The organism is Sedimentibacter sp. MB35-C1, assembly GCF_030913635.1.
Lineage (GTDB): Bacteria > Bacillota > Clostridia > Tissierellales > Sedimentibacteraceae > Sedimentibacter.
Window position 1 is genome coordinate 534,763 of sequence record NZ_CP133188.1, and the last position, 21,282, is coordinate 556,044.

Below are 21,282 nucleotides of genomic sequence, written 5' to 3' on the forward strand. Positions count from 1 at the left end.
AGTAATTATTTAATGAATTTTTCTTTAAATATAATATATATGAATTTAGAGAGATTCGCAATAAGATTTAAACCTAAATAAAAAGGCACCCTTATTAGGATGCCCCTTCTCCAAAATATTAATCTATAAGCTCTTCTGATTGAAGCCACTCTCTTGCAACCTCTTCAGGCTCTCTCTCATTTATATCTACTTCATAATTTAGTTTCATCATTGCCTCAGTATCCAATAATACAGCAATCTTTTGAAGAATGTCCTCTATTTCAGGGTTGTTTTCCAGTACTTCACTTCTAACAACAGGCGCCGCATTATAAACAGGGAAAAATGCCTTGTCATCTTCCAAATTAACCAAGTCATATGCAGGTATACGCCCATCCGTCGCAAATCCCATTGCAACATCTACCTGCTCTTCTTTTAAGGTTTTATACATAATTCCAAGATCCATTATTTTTATCTCATCTTCGCCTTGTGAGAATCCATAGTGTTCTTGTACCCCAGGATAACCGTCGGGTCTTATTGAAAATTCATGGTCTATTGCCACCCTTAATTCACCGGGATTTGAGTTGATATATTCAGCTAAATCACTAATAGTTTTTATACCAAGCTCTTCAGAGTCTGCACGTCTCATCATCAAAGTATACGTATTATTTAACGGCGCATACTGAAGCCATATTAATCCATTATTTGCATCTTCATCTCTTACCTTCTCATAAGCTTCTTGAGGATCCGTTATTGGATCATCATGCTGCAGCTGAGACAGCCATGCTGTACCGGTATACTCCCAATACATGCTAAAGTCTCCGTTTTCAAGTGCTAAACGCACCTTATCTGATCCTGCAACACCTGTCTTGTCTTCTACTTGAAAACCTGCATCTTCCAAAGCAATTACAGTTATTTTTCCTAAAAGTAATTGCTCCGTAAATTCTTTTGAGCCTATTTTAATGGTATTATCGTCTTTACCGCCACATGCACTCAGCGACACTGCTATAAGTAATAATACTAATGTCAAAACTAAACTTCTTACACGTTTTGATTTTTTAATCATCAAATCCCTCCTATTTAATTTATATATTTTTTAAATGATCTTCAAATAAACTCATTAAATAATCTGTCAATAATGCAAGCAATGCTGAAAGTACAGCTCCCAATATTACAATTTGCCATCTATTTATGTTATTGCCTGCGATAATTAAGTCTCCCAGTCCTCCGGCTCCAATAAAAGCAGCTAGAGTGGCAGTACCTATATTTATTGTAACAGCAGTACGTATTCCAGCCATAATTACAGGATATGCTATGGGAAGTTCTATTTTTGTTAAAATTTTCGTTGCTGTCATACCCATACCTTTCGCAGCTTCAAGTATAGATTTGTCAACACCTAGTATTCCTGCTAATGTATTGTTCAATATAGGCAGCAATGAGTAAACCCAAAGAGCAAACACTCCTGATTTAAACCCTACGCCTAAAAAACTAACAAACAACGCTAATATTGCCAAACTTGGAACAGTCTGCCCAACATTAACAATGCCTACAACTACATTTGTAAATCGCTTAAATTTAGGTCTCGTAAGAAAAATACCCAACGGTACCGAAGCCACTATTGCAGCACCTGCAGAAGCCATTACCAATCCTATGTGCTGGCTTAATAGTTTAAAAATTTTACTATACGTAACATAATTCGATACAATTTTATCTTGAGGATAATTAACAACATAAAAACTGTACCCTATACCCAAAGCTAATAGTATTAGAGGAAATAAAAATGCTCCTATTTTTATTTTTTTATTATCCGTTCTAGTCATTGTAGCTCACCGCATTCAATATATCATTAATTCCGATCCACCCTTTTAGATGGTCCTTCTCGTCTGTGACATATATATATCTTTGCCCTATGCGAAGCATTTCAGACAGCGCATCATTAAGAGGCATTCTTTCCTCCACTATAACTTCCAGCTCTTTCTTAAAATCACTTACCAAACCGTCTTTTCCTTCAATATCTTTTAATTGTATAAACCCATTCAACTTATCATCTTGTTCAGTTATAGCAATTGTTTTTAAATCTTTTTGTTTCATAGTAGCAATTGCTTCTGCCACAGGAGTATTCATATTAACACTTAAGGTGTTATGCATTACTTCTTCACACCTTATAAGATTTAACCTCTTAATAGATCGGTTTCCTCCTACAAGATTCTCTACAAATTCATCTGCAGGTGAACTCAATATATCATTTGGAGTTCCCTGCTGCACTATTTTCCCCTGTCTAATTACAACAATCTTATCCCCCATTTTTATTGCTTCATCAATATCGTGCGTTACAAATATAATAGTCTTTTTTATTTTATCTTGGACGTGTAAAAATTCATTTTGAAGCTTGCTCCTTGTTATAGGGTCAAGTGCTCCAAATGGCTCGTCCATCAACATTACGGGTGGATCCGCAGCAAGCGCTCTGGCAACTCCTACCCTTTGCCTCTGACCTCCGCTTAAATCGGAAGGCTTTCTGTTTTTATAAATTGCCGGATTTAACTCCATAAGTTCAAGCAATTCATCAACTCGTTTATTAATCCTTTCCTTGTCCCACTTTTTCTCTTTAGGAACAGTTGCTATGTTTTCTGCAATAGTCATATGCGGAAACAATCCTATATTCTGTATTACATATCCTATATTTCTTCTTAATTCAACAGGATTTTGGTTTTTAATATTTTCACCGTTAATATAAATGTTTCCTGTTGTTGGTTCTATTAATCGGTTAATCATTTTCATAGTAGTTGTCTTTCCGCACCCTGAAGGACCTACAAGTATACATATTTCTCCTTTTTTAATATGAAGATTTAAGTTATCAACTGCCGGATATTTTGAATTTGAGTATTTCTTAGTGATATTTTCAAATTTTATCAAATAGCATTACCTCCTATTTCGTCTACTTTACTTCTACTTTCTTTTGTACAATATATAGTACTCTGTCCATTATAATCGCCATTAATGAAATCATTATTGCTCCTATTATAACCATTTTATCATTTGTCCTCTGAATACCTTGGAAGATATAATCGCCAAGTCCTCCTGCACCAACATAAGACGCTATTGCACCCATACCTACTCCCATAACAACCGCTGTCCTTACTCCTGCAATGAGTACCGAAAAAGCTAACGGAAGTTTGATTTTATACATAATTTTAAAATCAGACATTCCCATGCCTTTAGCAGATTCTATTATTGATGGATTGATGCTTTTAATTCCTGTATACACATTCCTTATTATCGGAAGCTGAGTGTACAAAACTAGTCCTATAATAGCAGGGGTTGCTCCAATATGAAAAATCGGTATTAATACAGCAAATAACGCCAGACTTGGAATTGTCATAAGTATTTCAGCAACATTTAAAACAAGCCTAGAAGCTTTTTCGTTATATGTTATTAAAACACCTAATAAAACACCCAAGATAATTGAAATCGCCATAGCGATTAGAACCATCAGCAAGTGCTCCCATGTTAAATCCAGTATAGTATTTAGGCGACTGATAAAAAAATCAATCAAGTTCATAATATAACCCCCTTCTTGTTAATAATAAACATAACCAACTACTTAATTGTATCATACAGGTTGTTGGTTTGGCTAGGGTTTTTTTAAAATCATTACGTATATAAAGTTTATTTCATTGCTATTTTAAAAATAAATATACAAAAAGCATCAATCATTTTAATTGATTGACGCTTTCTCAAAGTGTTTACATTCTACTTAAACATGGTTGTTCTAACACGTTATTAAAGCAGCTTATTCCTTAAAACTATAAGTTACTTCAGTAATATTTTTTTTGCTGTTCATTTCATTTAAAGCCTGAATTTTATATGGCAGACTGTACAAGTGAATAAATCCGGAAGCATCTTTCTGATCAAACAAGTCCCCAGTAGAGAATGACGAAATTGATTCATTATATAAAGCATAGTCAGATTCCATTCCCGCAAACTTAATTGTTCCTTTGTATAATTTTAACTTAACTGTTCCTGTTACTTTTTTCTGAGTAGAATCTATAAATGCATCAAAGGCATCTTTTAATCCTGAAAACCACATAGCATTATATACAAGCTCGGCATATTTTTGACCTATTATTTCTTTAAAGTGCGTAGCTTCCTTCTCCAAAACAAAGCTTTCCAAATATTTATGAGCTTCCAGCAACAAAGTTCCTCCCGGTGTTTCATAAACTCCTCTTGACTTCATTCCAACAAGACGATTTTCAAGCAAATCTATTACTCCTATTCCATTAGTTCCTCCTGCCTTATTCAATGCAGTGAGCATCTCTTCACCGTTTAATTTTTTACCATTTAATTTAACAGGTATACCTTCATTAAATTCTATTTCAACATACTCAGGTGCGTCCGGTGCTTTTTCAACAGTATTAGTCATAACAAGGATTTCATTGAAGTCAGGTTCAACTGCAGGATTTTCAAGCATTCCACCTTCATGGCTGATGTGTAGAATATTCTGATCCCTTGAATATATTTTCTCTTTAGTAATACCATTTAGGTCAATATTCTTAGCTTCTGCATAATCTATAGCTTCTTCCCTTGAAGTTATATCCCATATACGCCAAGGTGCTATAATTTGAATCGACGGGTCTAATGCAGCTATTGCTGTTTCAAGGCGGACCTGATCATTGCCTTTACCTGTACATCCATGCGCTATATATTTAGCTCCTTCCCTATGAGCTGTTTCCACAAGCTTCTTAGCAATCAAAGGTCGTGCATAGGCAGTTCCTAAAAGATATTTACCTTCATATGCAGCATTTGCCTTGATTCCTTTATACACATACTCTTCAACAAATTCATTAACTACATTTTCAATATAGACTTTACTAGCTCCCGAATCAATCGCCTTGCTTTTTACAAGATCCATATCATCTTCCTGTCCTACATTAACACAACAAGCAATGATATCTAAGTCATTGTAATTTTCCTTTAACCAAGGAATAATAATCGATGTATCCAATCCTCCAGAATATGCTAATACTACTTTTTCCTTTTCCATTTTTCTATCCTCCGATTTTATTTATTAGTAATCAATAATTGTTCAATGTATATTTATGCTTTCAGACACTTTATTCAAAATCCATCAGCCCTATTTTGAACATACAAAAAACTGCTTATAAAGAGGCAGTTTTTTAAACCGCGGTACCACTCTTCTTTAAGCAGCTTGCTCGCTCTTTCATAGTAACGGTATTTAACCGTATTCTCATACTGCTACTTCTGAGAATCTTTTCATGGATTCTTTTCCATTAAATATCACTGCCGACCTCACACTCTGCGCCAGCTCGCTGAAGCTAAATTTAATTTACTCTTCCAATCATTAAATTTACATAATAAATTATTTTTATACAATTATAAATTAAGTTTTTATATTTGTCAATATGTTTTTTAAAATTTTTCAGAAATTATTATATTTATACCATTGCCGTTAATTCTAACTAAATTACGAGGATTATTACATGCTCAAAAAATATTAAAAGAGGATGCTTAACAACATCCTCTTATTATGGTGGAAACTATAGGGCTCGAACCTATGACCCCCTGCTTGTAAGGCAGATGCTCTCCCAACTGAGCTAAGCTTCCATATATATTTATTACCTGTGAAAAAGATGTTACCATAACACAAATCATTTGTCAATATGTTTTCTTATCAATTTATGATATTCCTAAACATATAAAAGTTAAGCCAAGTCCATTTAAACATATCAATACTTTTCACCGACTTATTATAATCGGTTATAATTTTATCAACTAAATTAAAAAACATTTCAATAACACATATTCGTAGAATTTCTTATTTTAAATTTTTAATTAAAGTTCTTTGATGAAGAGTCACTATTTGTCAATATATGAATACTATAATTGTATCTATTGCTGAAAATCTAAATAGCAAAATCATTAAGGAAAGGAATGAAAACTTTGCATATAAATTATAATGATAATTTCGTACCAATGGTTCCATATATGCCTGAAAATCCTATGCCAGGTTATGGATACGTACCATATCAAATAGACCCCTTATATTTTAACAATATAAATGAAGCATTCATCCATGGTACATTGTTTCCCGAATTGGTTACTCCTTATATGGAATTCTTTCAAAGAGAGGTGCAATCATGATTAACAACGGTCGTAATATTAATATGTCAAACGAACAGCGTCTTATGCTTTTAGACATTCAAAAACTGGAGTTCGCTATATATGATTTGTCTCTTTATTTAGACACCCATCCAAATGATCCTGTTGCCCTGCATAGACATAAAGCAGTAACCGAGCAGCTTATGCAGATTCTGCCTGTGTATGAATCGAAATTTGGAATCATGTCGATAATGAGCCAGGAAACTGGCAACACATGGAGCTATATGAACAGTCCATGGCCATGGGAAATGTAATTTAAACAATATCGCAGAAAGGAATGATTAAATGTTTATATATGAAAAAAAGTTACAGTACCCTGTAAGAGTTTCAAATAAAGACTTAAAGATGGCACAGGCTGTCCTTAACCAATACGGTGGTCCTGACGGCGAAGCAAGTGCAAGTATGAATTATCTTACTCAACGATTTAATATGCCTCTAAACGAAACTAAAGCATTACTTACTGATATAGGCACGGAAGAGCTGGGGCATATGGAAATGGTTGCAACTTTATTTAAAAAGTTAATAAAAGGTGCCACCAGAGATGAATTAATAGCAGCAGGACTGGGAGGATACTACGCTAATCATGAAACCTGCCCGTTTTTACTTGATTCATCCGGTGTGCCATGGGATGCAAAATATACACAAGCGAAAGGAGAGCCTGTAGCAGATTTATACAATGATATGGCCGCAGATGGTGCGACTTTGTAAAGATAACTTTAATGATTTTAAATAAAGGCTCTTCACCAGAAAAGACACAGTGAAGAACCTTAAAAATTCCAATGTATTTCAATTGGTACTTCTTTTGTTTGTTCATCGCGTTTACCGATTAAAATATAATCTATTAGTTTTTCAACTGTTTCTCTATCTAACTTTTCTATATTCATGTATTGTTCTACAATCTGGAGTCGATTATCTCCAGTATGCATTTTTTCATTGATATCTGATATCTGTTTTATATGTTCAGTTATCAATCCTTCATACTTTTCTTTTTCATCTGTAAAATTTCTTGAAAATTCTACAAACTGCTTTTCTGTTATTATACCTTTTACCTTATCCAAATATAGATTCTGTATACCAGAAGAATATTCTTCTATCTTTTTTTCAAATAACGCAATACTTTTTTCAAGCTTTAATTTTTGATTATTGAAGTTATTATTTAACTCTATTTTCCTTTCGACTTCATCTTTATCAAGATATTCATTTATTAGTTTGTGAAGTTCGTCTAAAACAAGCTTCTCAAGCTTTTTAACAGGTATAAAAGAACCTATGCATGAATCCTCAGAAACGTACTTATTTTGGCACTGAAGATAGTAATAGCCATGATTCTTGACAGAACGCAATGTATAACCACAATGCATACATTTTGCTTTTTTTGCAAATATACCAATTTTGCCGACTTTAAAGGGCTTAGTTTTTTGCTTTATTAATTCTTGCACTCTATCCCAAAGATGACTATCTATAATAGCTTCATGTGTTCCTTCTTTCCTATACCATAGTTCTTTTGGTCTAGGCTTATTCTTTTTGGTTTTATACGAAACACTTCCATACTTACCCTGTACCATATTCCCTATGTACATTTCATTAACTAGCATATCTGAAATAGAATAATATTTCCATAAGGTACTATTTCTTGATACCGCTTGTTTGTATCTTAATCCTTTTTGCCTTTTATATTCTGTCGGATTAGGTATTCCTCTTTCGTTTAAAATTCGTGCAATTTTTGTTTTACCATACCCTTGAGAAAATAAAGTAAAAACTTCTCTTACTATCTCTGCAGCTTCTTCATCAATAATTAGATGCCCCTCTTGATCAGGATCCTTTTTGTACCCGTATAAAGCAAATGAACCAATATGATATCCTTCTTTCCTCCGATCTGTTAACACACTTTTAATGTCATTAGATAGGTCTTCCAAATACCACTCATTCACAAGACCATTTATCTGGCGTGATTTTTTATTGCCCTTCACATCAGTATCTGCATTATCAACCACACTTATAAAGCGTATGCCCCATAACGGAAAGAGTCCATGAATATACTTTTCAACAAGCTCTAATTCTCTTGTAAACCTTGCTTGTGTTTTACATAGTATTATATCAAATTTTCGATTTTCTGCGTCTTTAAGGAGCTCATTCCAATCTGGTCGGTTTCTATCTGCGCCGGTGTAATCATCGTCACTATATATTTTATAGATTTCCCAACCTTTATCAAGAGCATATTTAATAAGCATTGATTTTTGGTTTTGTATACTATCACTATCATCTGTATCCTTTTTTTTATTCCTATCCTCTTCGGATAAACGGACGTAAATTGCAACCCTTAAAACCCTATCAATCACAGTCACGTATTATATCTCCTTTGTTATTCAAAAGAGATAAAACAAATCTAACTACATAGATATATTATATCTAATGCGAAATAATCTGTAAATCCCTTTTATAAATAACGTTTGTTTTATTCTTTTCATTTATAAGCTCTATAACTTTTTGATTAAATTCTTGTTTTATCTGATGTTCGCTTGAATTCTTGAATACATTCTTGCAAGAAAAATCTTGCTTACTTAAAGACATGAAATCACCCCTTCTTTATCATTTTATTCTAACGAAAATCCAATTATAACTTAAAATTTCAACAAAAAACACACATAGCTTGTACCTTGTGCGTTAGATAAAAATTGTTAGCTTTTTTAAACCTTATTGTTTTTTTATATTGTTTATATCCATAATCAATACCATTCTGTAGGTGATATTACATGCAGCCAAACCTTCTTTTTATTTTCCAGAAAATCAAATCTTAAAAAGTGCTTTTTATTTTCCTTAGTAAAGGCATAAATAACATCTTTATCACGATACCCCTTGCGTTTCATTTTTTCTTTTTTCCCATCCGGACGCAAAATATAAAACTGTCTAGAATACTCGGTGTAGTATTCATCATTTTCTTGTACTTTACCGCCAAGAGTGATTTCTTCCACATAATATATACTAACCGGAACAAAATTTGCTTTAATGTTAAGTCCTATACGATTTAAATAGCTTACAAGAAACTCTCCAAATAACTGCTTTTTATCTTTAGGTAAATCGTTATACCCTGCAATATATTCAGGTGGTATATTAAAAACATTTTTAAAATCTTCCATAGACTTTAAATTAAAGTCCTCTAGCCCATTCTTTAAATAGCTATACTGAAGCTGTAAATATTCCACTCCGCACCTCCTTTTTTATATATTTTACTTTTGTTTTGCAAATAGAAACGGAATGCTCAGTTAGTAAAACATTCCGTTTAATTATTTTGTCTATTTAATTTTTTCTTGCCGTAATTTCATCTTATGCCACAAATTGCGGTAATTAATAATACTTTAACCACACAGCTAGTTAATAAATTTAATATATTAATTAGCTCTACAGTTAAAATTATAGTATTTCCGACGGTTTTGCCAACTCCATGACCTTTCGTTATTCAACATATAACGCTTTAGTCCTCCCCATGCTTATGGCGAGCCGTCCCCATTGCTACTAGCTGTGGCTGAACGGAAGTATCATTATTCCCTTATGCGAATCATGGCGAGTTAACACCGCCGTGTTAACTTTGCAGGCACTCTCAAAAATTTTAACCGCTCAAATATTACCTCATAACAATATCTTTCATGGCGCAGTCCTGTATTCGCTTTCCTTTTCAGGCCGCATAAGGAATGTATCAGAAATACTTATTCAGATTTCAAGCTACATAAGCCAACCTTTTTTAATACTCTATGTACTTTTCATGCTTACTGAAAAGAAAAAAGGTTTAACTTAGCTGCAATAAACTATGTACAAAACAATGGGGGAATTATTCTATACGTCATTACAGCTAAATTAACTAGGCTTGTACTTCTGTTCCAGTGGAACACCTGATAAAAATTTGTCTTTTTTTCAATAATGTGGCAATAAATGTTGAAAAAAAATGATTATTCTGTTAAAATGTTTTCATCAGGGACCTGTTGCAGCAGATCCCTGTGAGAAAGGTTATATAGGTTTTCGAGTTTGACAAGAACTTCATAGGATGGCTTTCTTTTTTGTGTTTCTATATTGGAATATGCTGATTTTGTTATGTCTATCTTTTTAGCGACATAGCTTTGTGACCACCTATTTTTGATGCGTTCTTGTCTCATCTTTATCATACTTAACCCTTCCTCAATTAAATTAACCAGACTTTTAGTCTTTGTATTCTTATTGTATACGACTTTAAGTCTCATGTCAAGAGGTTTTTATGTTTGATGCTAATATCTTTGCCGAAAGATTACAATTACTAAGGAAAAAAGCTAATGTAAGCCAAAAAATTTTATCCGATCACATCGGGGTTTCTTATCACACAATAAGTAAAATTGAAAATAAGCAACGTGCTGCTTCAATAGAAGTAATTACTGCCATTGCTGAATATTTCGATGTCTCTCTTGACTATTTAACAGGCCGAACAGACCTTCCTGATATTACAGATAAAAATAAAGGACTTGATATTACTCCGGAAGAATCCGAATTGCTTGAAGAATTTAGGCTTTTAAATAAATATGAACAAAACATCATAGTAGGGAAAATCTCCGAGATTCTTTACAATAAAAACATTGAAAACAGAAACATGGAAATGTCTGAAGAAATTGCAGAAGTAGATTTTAAAGATAGGGTTAACAAATAATATTTTTTATTATGACATATTTATATTGTATCAATTAACATAACATTGTACATATTGTTGATATAATTTTTATGAATATTATTAATCAATCAAGGGGGAGCAAAATGAAAAAAAAATTATTTCTATTATTTATAACATTATTTTTATTAACAGGATGCAGTTCAAATAAAATTGATTTGTCTCAATATGCAAATATAAGTATATCCGGATATAATGGATACGGAACAGCTTCTGTAAAAATTAATTGGACAGAGCTTGAATCCGAATTACTTCAGGACGATAATAATAGCAGTTTGGAAACATTCACAGAACTTGCAATAATTGAGGATTCTATTAAGTATTCCATTGATAAATCAGAAAACTTAACTAATGGAGACACTGTTAATTTAACAGTTAATTGGAATAAAGACCTTGCTAAAAAATACAAAGTATCATTTACGGCAAATAACGCATCTGTAAAAGTAGAAAATCTGGAAGAACCGAAAGAAGTTGACCTATTTACGGATATACATATAGAATACGAAGGAGTATCTCCAAATGCTAGCGCTTTATTGAGAAACGCTTCAAACGATCCTTTTTTAAAAAATATTTATTATGATCTTGACAATAGCTATAACATTTCTAATGGTGACACAATAACAGTTTCAGCAAACATCTCAAAAGAGAATGCTATAAGAAATGGAATTATAATTAATAATACTGAAAAAGAATTTACAGCAGAAGGACTAGACGAATACATTACGGAATATGCATCGATAGATACAGATACCCTTGAAAAAATGAAAAGTCAAGCAAATGATTTAATCGAATCACAAATTGCAGGTAAATACTCTTATAATAGCATTCTTTATCCTGATGTGTTTTTCCCTGATGTTTCACGCGACAGTATAAACATAGTTGAAAACGCTCTTAAACATGCCTACTTTTTTACATTAAAGTCAGGAATGGACAAGGGATTTAACGATGTTGACAATAGTATATTTTTAGTATATGAAATTAAATTCACATCAGATATAACAAAAGAAAACAGTCAGGACGTCACATATGTGCCAGTATATTTTAAAAATATAATAAAAAGAAGTGATGGCATCTTAGATGTAAATATAACCGATGCCTATATTACAAATGATGCAAGCAGCAATCTTGACAATGTATACAGAGATACTGTGACAGCAAATAAAGCAAAATACAATTATGAAGAAATAGATTTTTAATGCTTAAAAAAGGCAGGGTTAATAAATAGCAATAACAATACTATCCATTAATTAAACCATCCATTTTTTAAACCGATACTTATATTGTGTTTATTAATAGGCGGGGGCGTATTGGGTATGACAGAAAAAGAAGCACTTTTACTGGACATGTTCAGGAACTTGAATAGCTACGAGCAAAATATTATTACTGGTAAAATAAGTGAACTTATATTAAATGGAAGAAGGAAGAAGATTAATTTTTTTGAAGGGGAACAAGTTAAGTATGTTCCGGTAGTTTTTGTGTTTGTTTTGTGAGTTTTGTTCCAGTGGAACAGAACATGGATGACTATGAATAATAAATGATAAGCCTTGTACTTTATTACCCAGCGCTCTTAAAATAACTAATGATGCAACTGTAATAATATTATAACCGAGAAAAATTATAAATACCTAACGATGTTTTAGTTAATTTTTTAAGAATGGGCCACGTAACAGACTATAGAAATCCTAATTTACGTTATAAGAACATAAACACATATTTTTTATGTACAAGTCTAATAATAAGATTTACAGATAGTCTACAGTAAAAATATGTTCATTTGTACCTAAAACTGATTATAAGTTATGGACTTGTGTCAATAGAGTAGACACAAAAAGTTTAACTTTTTTTACACCACTCAGGCAGCTTCATGAGCAGCCTGTGGAGTCATATAATTTATAGCACCATGAATCCTTTTACGGTTGTACCAGGATTCGATATATTCAAATATTGCCTTGCGGGCAACATTGAAATCAAAGTATCTGTGATGGTTTACTTCTTCCTTTTTAAGTATAGAATGGAAAGACTCAATGCATGCATTATCATATGGGTTACCTTTCCTACTAAAGGAATGAATAATTTCTTTTGAGGATAAATAGTCTTCAAATAAACGGCTTGTGTACTGTGTACCTAAATCGCTGTGCAGAATAATGCCTTTTGTATCACTAACATTCATGCAGGCATTTTTAACAGCTTTTACAGCTAATTTAGCTGTCATTGAAGTTCCGTATGCGTAACCGATAATCTTCTTGCTATGGAAATCCATGACTGAAGCTAAATAAGTCCAGCCATTTTTAATGGTATAAATGTAGGTGATATCAGTGCACCATTTTTGGTTGATGCTAATTGTTTTAAAGTCTCTGTTCAAGATATTTTCTTTGTCATCTGATGTAACTTTTTCTGAGTGATAACGAAATTTTTTAACAACTATGGATTTAATGTCCATTGCACTCATATATCTCTGAACACGCTTAAGGCTTACTTTTATGCCACGACTGGTTAAGATATTATGGATTTTTGGAGCTCCATACCTGGATTTGCTTTCTGTCCAGATTTGTTTAATCTCAGCTTTTAGTTTTGCCATTTCAAGCTGACGTTTAGAAGGTATATTAACTAAAGCCTTGTAATATGTGCTTCTCGGAAATTTTAAGGCTTTGCATATAAGTTTTACAGGATATTTTGATTTGTAATTTTCAATAAAAGCAACGACTTCTTTTATTGTTTTCTTGCGAATATGGCGGTAGCTTTTTTTAATATTTCATTCTCTATCTCAAGCTCTGCAATGCGTTTTTTCATTGATTGGTAATCCTTAGCAGTCAATTCCTCATTACCAGTGACCTTGACTGGACTTAATTGCTTAATCCATTTATATATCGTTACTGTTGCCACGCCATATTCACTGCTCAGGCAAGCTACTGAGCTTCCTGAATTATACAAATCTACTATCTGTTGTTTAAATTCATCCGTATAACGGATACCATTTTTGGACATTGTTTAACACGCACCTTTCATTGTATTTATATTTTATCGTGTTAAACTTTTCGTGTCCACATTTATATACTAACACCATTATCTTTTAATACAACTTGTTATGCTGATGAATATGGAGTAGAAATTTCTTATGTTAGAGATGTAAAAGTATATGCAAGAAATTCATTTAGCGAAATAAGTAGGCTTAATGCATTAATGTTAAGTGACTTGATATTTTTTAATTAAGAGGAATTAATGAGAAACTATTTAGAAAAAAACTATGGAAACTATGTAATGTTAACAGGAAAAATTGAAAGGTTTGGCGTTTTTAATTTTGATGGTAGGAAAAATTATTCTCCCTTACATACCTTTCCTATGTCCTTTTTACCCATTGAAGCAATGGAAATGAAAATAAATCCTATGATCTCAATTGAAAATACTACGCTCTTAATAATAGACATAGAAAATGAAGATCCGCACTTATGGCTTCCTTTAAGCTTAAAATTTTTAGGTTTTAATAAAGGAGAAAGCATTAAAATTTGCGGACAAGTAGAAAGATATAAAAAGAACGATGGATATGATTATTGTATTAAACCAGAAACGGCACGTTATTGTTCAATGGACCGGTGACTATTGTTTTTTTATTATCTTAGCACTCTTTCGCCTATATTGAGATATGTTTTTATTATCAAATTTTCATTCTAATTAATACATCTTACAATTCGTATTAGACTATACTTAGGTAATTGCGAAACTAAAAAATTTAGTAATCTAAGTTTCGTTAAGAATCAAAATTAATTAAAGATTGAATTAAAGAGAGAAAAAATGTAACTAAAGAAGTAAGGAAGCAATTTTAATAGAAAAAAGGGTATAACAAAAAACGCCTTGAAATATTCTCAATAAAACAGGTTAAGAAATAAGTGGTTTCAAGCTTCTTATGTATTGGTGTTGATGAATCTTATCAGCGAGAACAACAGTAATGAGCTGAGTGATGCCAGCTAATAATAAATCAGCATGAAGAGTTTTTTCGTTCTGTGTTTTACGGCCAGATATACAGAAACTTTCTTTAAAATGATTAATAGACTGTTCTACAACAGAACGAATTTTGTAGGTTTGATCCCAAGTTTCGGTACCTCGAATAGTTCCAGGATAGGCACGTAAATCTTTTTCAGGATAAACATAAACCATTCGACCAGACGGAGATGAAGTACATGGATTTTCACAATTATGGCGTCTGCGATACTTTCCATCATCACATTTAGCCCATTTCATTTTAGGGCAAACAAATTTGAGGGTAGGAATTCCACTTTTTAGATGAGAAGTATTCCCTTCAGGTTTCATTAAAAGGGTATTGTCATTAGGACAGTAAGGAATGCCATCTGAATTAATTGCATAATCTGAATTTTTTAAAGCGGAACGGTGATTTAGTGGAATGAAAGCCTTATTGAATTTTATATCTGTAAATAAGTCTTTGTAAATGGCAATGGTATCAAAAGCAGCATCACCAAGAAAAATATCTGGTTTAATTAAAGGATGTTTTTTAAAGAAATCCTTTAATACAGGGATAAGTGCCTTTGAATCATGAAGAGATTTATCTTCATCAGGAGAATCTGATTTTTTATCAACAGTAATGTCAGGATGAGATTGTAGAAAATCTTTATTTAAAAAAGAAATATCCCTGACAATGCCAAGACCATTTGTAATCATACCAAATTTATAAACGTAACAGAAATGTCCGTTTATATAAAGTTGTTTAATTTCTTGATTAGAAGAGGCATGAGAAGGCATAGAGCTGTATGCGGCTTTGTAAGGGTCATAAGAATCATTAAGGTTCATAGATTTTTTATAGGACTTAAGTTGACTAATTATGCGATTTGCATATTTAGGATTGTTTTCAGTTACAAAGGCTTCAATACCAGAAGTATCATATACGGTCATAGAAGCTTTTAGCTTCATCAATACGTTGGCATATCGGTTCTGTAATATCAACAAGTTTATCAAACACCGATTGTAAGTCCGATTTGAAATCTTGTTTAAAACGAGTAAATTTAGATGCATCAGGAACCTTTTTAAAACCGCAGAAATCTCTTAGCTCTTTAGAGTATTTAAGAAAAGTAATTAAAAGAGTGTCTGTTGGAATTGAAAATATTCGCTGAAGAAGTAATGCCCAAAGCATTGCAGTGAGCAGGTATTTGCGAGGTCTTCCTGTTGATGCATGAAAATTGTTTACAAATGAAAATGGAATAAACTCATAAAGATTAATGGTATTTTCTAATAAAGCAAAAAATTCATATTTGTCGTTATCAAATTTTTCTTGGCAATCAGAAAAAATATCTGCCAAAGATAGCTGATTATGTGGTATCATATACATGTAACTCCTTTCGAGATTATGGTGGATTTGTTTTTCGGCAATTCAATTATACCATAAATCAGTGAGGAGTTACATTTTTTGTATTAAAAAATATCCCGTGTTTTCACGGGTTGTGGCGTTTCGCAAACGCCTATAGACTATACTTAAAAAAAGGAGGTGAAAATATTTGAAAACAATTATGCAGCCTGACCTTGAGAAAAGTAAAATAGACGCTCTTTCCCAAATTAACAAGCTATTTTCTTGCACTAATTTATCGTGCTGTGATGATCTCAAACGATCTTATAATTATTATGCATGGTTAACAAAGAAAACACAATTAATTATAGATGAGCCAAATTATATGTGCAATGATTACGATAAATTAAATCGCGGTTCTGTTTTTTGGATAGAATTTGGATTCAATGTTGGCAATGAATTTGGAGGACGCCACCCAGCAATCATCTTACGAAAAACTGGTAATAGCATCTTTGTAATACCATTATCTTCGCAAGAACCATCTAAAATAAAAAATTATCACGTTAAAGTAAATAGAGTATATGGTTTTAAAAATATAATACGTTGGGCTAATGTACTTAAACTTCAAAATGTTAGCATTCAAAGGATTGATTTTAAATCCTCTATTGGTAATATAAAGGGTCATGTTTTAGATGATATAAATGAAGCTTTAAAAAAATCCCATATTTTTTAGCAAATTTATTTTTGTCTTGTTTTAAAAACAACCTTGACAAAAGTTATATTTAGTGGTATTCTGATTAAGCTATATTAAAAATGATAGTGTGAAGGGGCGAAAGCTCAGTAGATTTTTTTGAAGAAGAGAGAGTTTATTAACTCTCTCTTAGTTTTTTCATAAATAATCGTTAGTTACATATAATGATATATAGAGTGAAGGAAACTATGTTTCATTCTAATTTTTGAAGAAATAGGGAAGATATTTTATATATCTTCCCTATTTAGTTTAACTGTTTATTTACTCATTCACATATTCTAGTAATATTTGTTATTATAATATTTATAGTTTCTTAATTTAATCATTTATCTTTACTCTGTGCACTTTCCATTTCTCATATGTTTTATTCATAATTCCAAATTATTTAGCCAATCTATCGCTTTATCTTCCCCTTCTTCAATTGCTATCTCAACAGCACGCTTTGCGTTTTCAAGCAGTTGCTCTGACTGATAGCGTAGCCCAAAGGATTCCTGTATTTTTTCTGCAATCTGCTTTTGAACTTCTTGATCAATTTTTGCCAATGGCATGTTTAACAGTTCGTTTTTTGTAATGGCCGTCAATATCGTACCTGAACAACGCCGTTTTAATAGTGCTTGTATAGGTTCAGACTTAAACAATACCAGTAAAGTTTCAGAGTTAATGCTGTCAGAATCAAGTACATAAAAGCCCGTTGAGCACAGAGCATTATTATACTCATTTGTAACTAATGCACAGCTCTGCAGAGATCCTTCAACTGAAGCAACAATTATTTGTCCCGCTTTAACTTTTCTACGCGCTCTTGACGGAAGATCTTTCCCAATAACCGTTTCAACATTGGAGATATTTCCGTAACTTCCTACATTACCTAACTCAATATATTTGTACTTTGTATCTTTGAATGGAGTGAAATTTTTATCGTACAAATTGCATATTGACAATACTGTGTCTGTTGTTTTTAGCAATGTTTCATAGTCATCATATTTCGGCTGATAATATTCTGCATCAAAACGACCACTTGTAAGAAAGCTTGCTGATAAGGTTTTGATAGATATAGATTCTGTAGATATAGCAAAATCTTGCAAAACAAGTTTTGACATTAGTAAATATTCAGCCTGCAGATAAATGTTATTAGCATCTTTTCTCTTGTTATGAGCCAACACGAATAGCTCATGTATTTTTTCTTGAATACTATACTCAAGTAAAGGTATCTGTATTTCTTTTACTTCCTCGGGATTTACATTTGTTTGATTTATAGATTGACGACATCTTCTCTTTATATCTATAATTCCATATTTTGAGTTTAAAAACGCCGCTAAGTATTCTGGGAGGAGAATGCTCTTATCTGGTACAAAGCGCACTAGATATGAAGCAAAAGTCATGCCATTCCCATTTTCATAATACACACCTGTCCTACCCACATGCTCGTATGAGTTAGTGCGATTAAACAATACATCTCCATTATTGAGCTTATATTTTAAAAACTGTTCTCTTGTAAGATTCGCATACTTCTCTACACTAAGATCACACAACATATTGTGCATTTCATTCATTCTATATATGGGATATCCTTCACCGTCCTCGTTCATGCCTATTGAAACACCATATTGTGCATTTATGATACATTCTCCTATAGAAACATACTTAATGTTTTTATTTCTTATAATTTTTGCAGTATAAAACGTGCTATCAATTCTAAGATCTTTATTTAGAACTGTTTCAGATAATGCAACTTCACTACACTCAAGCCCATCCATCAAAGTCTTATATTTGACTTCATTAAAAGGTTTAACGAATGGGCTTATTGAAAAAAACTTAACCCTTCTTTTTTTGCAAATTCTATGAATGCCTCAGCAATTCCATACTCTGTCATGCCATCATGGTTATATAAATCATGATCTACAATAAAGTGTTTATGCGAATCAAGTAAAATATCACCGTTTTCATCTTTTCTATATATCTTATCACCAGAATTATCTTTACTTGGTTTTCGCATTGTTGCAAAGAAAATATTATAATCTTCTTTTTTAGGGCACAACTCATCATCCCACTTTTGTACAAACAATACTGATGTCTTTGTACCTGTATGAGGCTTAAATACATTTCCATGCAAACCAACAACAGCAAGAATTCGGCAACGCTCCGCAATAAATTCACGAATGCGCTTATCACTTGAGTTATTGAATCTACCTTGAGGTAAAATAACAGCCATTCTACCACCTGGTTTTAAAAAATTTAAATTCCGTTCAATAAAAAGGATGTCTCTACCAACAGATTTTTGCCATTTACCTTTATTATTCTTGGCTAATTCATAGCGAGAAAGAATTTGCTGTTCTTTGATATCTCCTGCAAAAGGTGGGTTTGCCATAACAATATCAAACTGAAATTGACTATAATCACTAACACCTTTAGTCTGTAATTTTTTTAACAGTCGAAACCCCTCATTGTAAGTGTCATTCCAATCTTCCTGCTTTGTAATCTCATTCCAGCGAGTATAATCAAGTGTATTAAGGTGAAGCACATTCGTTCTTCCATCACCTGCTATTAAATTTAACGTTCGTGCAACTCGGACAGTCTTTTCATCAAAATCAATAGCAAAAACATTGTCCCTGACATAATTAATTTCTTCTGTTGTACGTTCATCTGTTGTAAAGCCTTCTCCCTCAGACAATCCTTTAGCCTTGCGAATAGCCTTCCAAATATAAAAAATACTATGAACCGTAAACCCTGAGCTACCACAGGCAGTATCAATTATCTTATCATTAACTGTAGGATTCATCATTTTGACGCACATATCAATAACATAACGAGGCGTAAAATATTGTCCTTTTTCTCCTTTCTGAGCTTTGCTCATCAAATACTCAAACGCATCATCTACGACATCAAGATTATTATTAAAGAGTTTAATGTCTTGCAAGGTAGAAACACAAATTGCCAAATGAGATGGAGAAAGTAATATCTTGCTTTCTTCTGGAAAAACCCCAATCCATTTCTTTTTTGCATTATCAAATAGTCCTTGAATTTTTTCTTTTAATTCAAAGTCCGTATCGCCGCTGTTTCTAAATTTCAAATATGTTGTTTTATCTTTTGCACAAATTAATTCATCATAAAGCTTAGTAAAAATCAACTTAAATATTTCTTCAAATGAATCAACGCCAGCACTAGCAAGGACTTCATCCTCCATTTCTTTAATAAGATTTCGAAGTGACCTTCTCTCGTTACTTATTTTATCTTTTTTCTTTAAATCTTCATAAGTAAACTTTTCATTAAGAATATCTGATAATTTTTGTGTAACATTTGGTATATCACTAATAGACTCGAAAAAATTTGGATCCTTACGATTATAACAAGAAATTTGTTCACCATTTGTCCATAACCCAATAGGAGCTCCCGTAGCATTACAGTAAGATTTTAGTTGTTCTTTTCCATCTGTAAGTTTTGGCTTTTTAAGCTCTACTATAATATATGGAACCGTAGGACGATCTTTGTCCATTATTGTAATATCTGCTCTTTTGACTTCACGACCAAAATGAATTGGCGTTTCAAGTTGGATTCGACTTATAGGGTAACCATACTCGTTGATTAACCTATATAAATATAGTTGGCGTACTGCTTCTTCTGGAGTAAGTCTAATTTCTTTATTTCTAATAATGCACTTTATATAAGGCAAATTAACTCCACGAACCTTTTTAATAAAAATTGCACTTTCTATAACTGATTTTGTTTCTTCAGAAAAAATAGAATCATCATAGTTAGTATTCTTAAAAATATCATTTAATGTCATTTTCTTTTCCTCCATTGGCTATCAATCTCTTATAATTAATTTTTTTTCTTATTGCAATTCTATTTTTTTTATTTTCAAGAAATTTTGCAATATCAGCAGGCACTTCCTTTCGTTCTTGAGCAGCTAGTTCAAAAAACAAAATACGATTACTCTCATTGGGTTCAAGTATTTCAATCATTGCAAATTGTCTTTGAGGTGGTGGAGGATTTGCTTTTCCTGTCAATATATCATAAAAATAAGGCTTCTTGATGCCTAATTTAGTATAAAATGCAGTTTGTGTCATATTCGCGTTCTTAATTAGCTCAGATAGCAAATCACAAAAACGTATATTATCCTTGTTAATCAACAGCCTCACCCCTAAAGTATGTATGTTTACATACTAACAATATCATTTTAATAAATATAAATCAAGATATTTTTATAACCATATTCAGAATAATTGCTTACTGAAGAAAAGCAACAACGGCTACGACCACATCATAGCCTAAACTTACTATTAACGAACATATAATGTATTTATATTCATTTATATACAGTTTTCTTTTCAGTAAGCATTATTTTATTGTTTATAGTAAAAGTTAATTATAGGTTCTAGTTATGGGTTGGCTTTTGGTGACCATGGG

General features: G+C 32.2%; 21 protein-coding genes, 1 tRNA gene, 1 pseudogene and 1 other annotated feature. Of the genes and pseudogenes, 8 read left to right on the forward strand and 15 right to left on the reverse strand.

All coding sequences use genetic code 11. The annotated features are described in order from the left end of the window. Positions 1–118 precede the first annotated feature (118 nt). From RBQ61_RS02530 to RBQ61_RS02555, 6 genes are all read right to left on the reverse strand, one after another. On the reverse strand, positions 119–1,042 hold the full coding sequence (locus RBQ61_RS02530) for a glycine betaine ABC transporter substrate-binding protein (RefSeq protein WP_308138964.1): 924 nt from the start codon (positions 1,040–1,042) through the stop codon (positions 119–121). A 19-nt stretch (positions 1,043–1,061) separates the two neighbouring features. Continuing rightward, complete coding sequence (locus RBQ61_RS02535; RefSeq protein WP_308138965.1) at positions 1,062–1,796, reverse strand: ABC transporter permease; 735 nt, start codon at positions 1,794–1,796, stop codon at positions 1,062–1,064. Beyond that, a complete protein-coding gene (locus RBQ61_RS02540) occupies positions 1,789–2,889 on the reverse strand; it encodes an ABC transporter ATP-binding protein (protein ID WP_308138966.1) in 1,101 nt (366 codons plus the stop codon). The genes RBQ61_RS02535 and RBQ61_RS02540 overlap by 8 nt, the downstream gene beginning before the upstream one ends. 22 nt (positions 2,890–2,911) lie before the next feature. After that, the gene (locus tag RBQ61_RS02545; RefSeq protein ID WP_308138967.1) at positions 2,912–3,535 is read right to left on the reverse strand and encodes an ABC transporter permease; all 624 of its coding nucleotides are present in this window, start codon (positions 3,533–3,535) and stop codon (positions 2,912–2,914) included. Between the two features lie 231 nt (positions 3,536–3,766). Beyond that, positions 3,767–5,017 carry an argininosuccinate synthase gene (locus tag RBQ61_RS02550; RefSeq protein WP_308138968.1) on the reverse strand — a complete coding sequence of 417 codons (1,251 nt, stop codon included), beginning with the start codon at positions 5,015–5,017 and terminating at the stop codon, positions 3,767–3,769. A 118-nt stretch (positions 5,018–5,135) separates the two neighbouring features. After that, positions 5,136–5,345, reverse strand: a binding site (T-box leader). Between the two features lie 177 nt (positions 5,346–5,522). After that, positions 5,523–5,598, reverse strand: a tRNA-Val gene (locus RBQ61_RS02555). 327 nt (positions 5,599–5,925) lie between these two features. On the opposite strand from RBQ61_RS02555, the gene RBQ61_RS02560 reads away from it, so the two are divergent. From RBQ61_RS02560 to RBQ61_RS02570, 3 genes are read left to right on the forward strand one after another with little or no spacing between them, the layout of a single operon-like run. Then, entirely contained in the window at positions 5,926–6,135 is a 210-nt protein-coding gene (locus RBQ61_RS02560) for a spore coat associated protein CotJA (protein WP_308138969.1), read from the forward strand. Beyond that, positions 6,132–6,407 (forward strand): spore coat protein CotJB, encoded by a 276-nt coding sequence (locus RBQ61_RS02565; RefSeq protein ID WP_308138970.1) that lies wholly within the window; start codon positions 6,132–6,134, stop codon positions 6,405–6,407. Before RBQ61_RS02560 ends, RBQ61_RS02565 begins: the two co-directional genes overlap by 4 nt. A gap of 31 nt (positions 6,408–6,438) precedes the next feature. Beyond that, positions 6,439–6,861 (forward strand): manganese catalase family protein, encoded by a 423-nt coding sequence (locus RBQ61_RS02570; RefSeq protein WP_308138971.1) that lies wholly within the window; start codon positions 6,439–6,441, stop codon positions 6,859–6,861. Between the two features lie 59 nt (positions 6,862–6,920). Here the strand turns inward: RBQ61_RS02570 and RBQ61_RS02575 are convergent, their stop codons facing one another. The 4 genes from RBQ61_RS02575 to RBQ61_RS02590 form a co-directional block, all read right to left on the reverse strand. After that, a complete protein-coding gene (locus tag RBQ61_RS02575) occupies positions 6,921–8,486 on the reverse strand; it encodes a recombinase family protein (protein WP_374049904.1) in 1,566 nt (521 codons plus the stop codon). Between the two features lie 73 nt (positions 8,487–8,559). Next, complete coding sequence (locus tag RBQ61_RS02580) at positions 8,560–8,721, reverse strand: hypothetical protein (RefSeq protein WP_308138972.1); 162 nt, start codon at positions 8,719–8,721, stop codon at positions 8,560–8,562. 155 nt (positions 8,722–8,876) lie between these two features. Further along, positions 8,877–9,353, reverse strand: a complete 477-nt coding sequence (locus RBQ61_RS02585; protein WP_308138973.1) for a hypothetical protein — start codon at positions 9,351–9,353, stop codon at positions 8,877–8,879. A gap of 741 nt (positions 9,354–10,094) precedes the next feature. Further along, a complete protein-coding gene (locus tag RBQ61_RS02590; RefSeq protein WP_308138974.1) occupies positions 10,095–10,382 on the reverse strand; it encodes a helix-turn-helix domain-containing protein in 288 nt (95 codons plus the stop codon). 14 nt (positions 10,383–10,396) lie between these two features. Between RBQ61_RS02590 and RBQ61_RS02595 the strand changes: the two genes are divergently transcribed. From RBQ61_RS02595 to RBQ61_RS02605, 3 genes are all read left to right on the forward strand, one after another. Next, a complete protein-coding gene (locus RBQ61_RS02595) occupies positions 10,397–10,819 on the forward strand; it encodes a helix-turn-helix domain-containing protein (protein WP_308138975.1) in 423 nt (140 codons plus the stop codon). Positions 10,820–10,923: 104 nt separating this feature from the next. Next, complete coding sequence (locus RBQ61_RS02600) at positions 10,924–12,033, forward strand: hypothetical protein (RefSeq protein ID WP_308138976.1); 1,110 nt, start codon at positions 10,924–10,926, stop codon at positions 12,031–12,033. A gap of 117 nt (positions 12,034–12,150) precedes the next feature. After that, positions 12,151–12,327, forward strand: coding sequence for a hypothetical protein (locus tag RBQ61_RS02605; RefSeq protein ID WP_308138977.1), 177 nt, complete (start codon positions 12,151–12,153; stop codon positions 12,325–12,327). Positions 12,328–12,689: 362 nt separating this feature from the next. Here the strand turns inward: RBQ61_RS02605 and RBQ61_RS02610 are convergent. Beyond that, a protein-coding gene (locus tag RBQ61_RS02610; RefSeq protein ID WP_308138978.1) for an IS3 family transposase occupies positions 12,690–13,822 on the reverse strand; the annotation gives its coding sequence in 2 pieces (ribosomal slippage) (positions 12,690–13,576 and positions 13,576–13,822; 1,134 coding nt in all). Between the two features lie 234 nt (positions 13,823–14,056). Here RBQ61_RS02610 and RBQ61_RS02615 point away from each other — a divergent pair. Beyond that, positions 14,057–14,431, forward strand: a complete 375-nt coding sequence (locus RBQ61_RS02615) for a hypothetical protein (RefSeq protein WP_308138979.1) — start codon at positions 14,057–14,059, stop codon at positions 14,429–14,431. A gap of 368 nt (positions 14,432–14,799) precedes the next feature. Here RBQ61_RS02615 and RBQ61_RS02620 read toward each other — a convergent pair. Continuing rightward, positions 14,800–16,166, reverse strand: a pseudogene (locus RBQ61_RS02620) (transposase). A gap of 172 nt (positions 16,167–16,338) precedes the next feature. Here RBQ61_RS02620 and RBQ61_RS02625 point away from each other — a divergent pair. After that, positions 16,339–16,860, forward strand: a complete 522-nt coding sequence (locus RBQ61_RS02625) for a type II toxin-antitoxin system PemK/MazF family toxin (RefSeq protein ID WP_308138980.1) — start codon at positions 16,339–16,341, stop codon at positions 16,858–16,860. Positions 16,861–17,246: 386 nt separating this feature from the next. Here RBQ61_RS02625 and RBQ61_RS02630 read toward each other — a convergent pair whose 3' ends face one another. The 3 genes from RBQ61_RS02630 to RBQ61_RS02640 are packed head-to-tail and all read right to left on the reverse strand — an operon-like array spanning position 17,247 to position 21,005. Then, entirely contained in the window at positions 17,247–18,632 is a 1,386-nt protein-coding gene (locus RBQ61_RS02630) for a restriction endonuclease subunit S (RefSeq protein WP_308138981.1), read from the reverse strand. 44 nt (positions 18,633–18,676) lie between these two features. Further along, positions 18,677–20,659: an N-6 DNA methylase gene (locus RBQ61_RS02635; RefSeq protein WP_308138982.1), complete on the reverse strand. Its 1,983-nt coding sequence runs from the start codon at positions 20,657–20,659 to the stop codon at positions 18,677–18,679. Continuing rightward, positions 20,646–21,005: a helix-turn-helix transcriptional regulator gene (locus RBQ61_RS02640; RefSeq protein WP_308138983.1), complete on the reverse strand. Its 360-nt coding sequence runs from the start codon at positions 21,003–21,005 to the stop codon at positions 20,646–20,648. Before RBQ61_RS02640 ends, RBQ61_RS02635 begins: the two co-directional genes overlap by 14 nt. Positions 21,006–21,282: the final 277 nt, after the last annotated feature.

Excerpts from the sequence above, each read along its gene's own strand:
- RBQ61_RS02530 (WP_308138964.1), bottom strand. The coding sequence starts at position 1,042 with ATGATTAAAAAATCAAAACGTGTAAGAAGTTTAGTTTTGACATTAGTA.
- RBQ61_RS02535 (WP_308138965.1), bottom strand. The coding sequence starts at position 1,796 with ATGACTAGAACGGATAATAAAAAAATAAAAATAGGAGCATTTTTATTT.
- RBQ61_RS02545 (WP_308138967.1), bottom strand. The coding sequence starts at position 3,535 with ATGAACTTGATTGATTTTTTTATCAGTCGCCTAAATACTATACTGGAT.
- RBQ61_RS02550 (WP_308138968.1), bottom strand. The coding sequence starts at position 5,017 with ATGGAAAAGGAAAAAGTAGTATTAGCATATTCTGGAGGATTGGATACA.
- RBQ61_RS02560 (WP_308138969.1), top strand. The coding sequence starts at position 5,926 with ATGAAAACTTTGCATATAAATTATAATGATAATTTCGTACCAATGGTT.
- RBQ61_RS02565 (WP_308138970.1), top strand. The coding sequence starts at position 6,132 with ATGATTAACAACGGTCGTAATATTAATATGTCAAACGAACAGCGTCTT.
- RBQ61_RS02570 (WP_308138971.1), top strand. The coding sequence starts at position 6,439 with ATGTTTATATATGAAAAAAAGTTACAGTACCCTGTAAGAGTTTCAAAT.
- RBQ61_RS02580 (WP_308138972.1), bottom strand. The coding sequence starts at position 8,721 with ATGTCTTTAAGTAAGCAAGATTTTTCTTGCAAGAATGTATTCAAGAAT.
- RBQ61_RS02590 (WP_308138974.1), bottom strand. The coding sequence starts at position 10,382 with ATGAGACTTAAAGTCGTATACAATAAGAATACAAAGACTAAAAGTCTG.
- RBQ61_RS02595 (WP_308138975.1), top strand. The coding sequence starts at position 10,397 with ATGTTTGATGCTAATATCTTTGCCGAAAGATTACAATTACTAAGGAAA.
- RBQ61_RS02600 (WP_308138976.1), top strand. The coding sequence starts at position 10,924 with ATGAAAAAAAAATTATTTCTATTATTTATAACATTATTTTTATTAACA.
- RBQ61_RS02605 (WP_308138977.1), top strand. The coding sequence starts at position 12,151 with ATGACAGAAAAAGAAGCACTTTTACTGGACATGTTCAGGAACTTGAAT.
- RBQ61_RS02615 (WP_308138979.1), top strand. The coding sequence starts at position 14,057 with ATGAGAAACTATTTAGAAAAAAACTATGGAAACTATGTAATGTTAACA.
- RBQ61_RS02630 (WP_308138981.1), bottom strand. The coding sequence starts at position 18,632 with ATGGATGGGCTTGAGTGTAGTGAAGTTGCATTATCTGAAACAGTTCTA.
- RBQ61_RS02635 (WP_308138982.1), bottom strand. The coding sequence starts at position 20,659 with ATGACATTAAATGATATTTTTAAGAATACTAACTATGATGATTCTATT.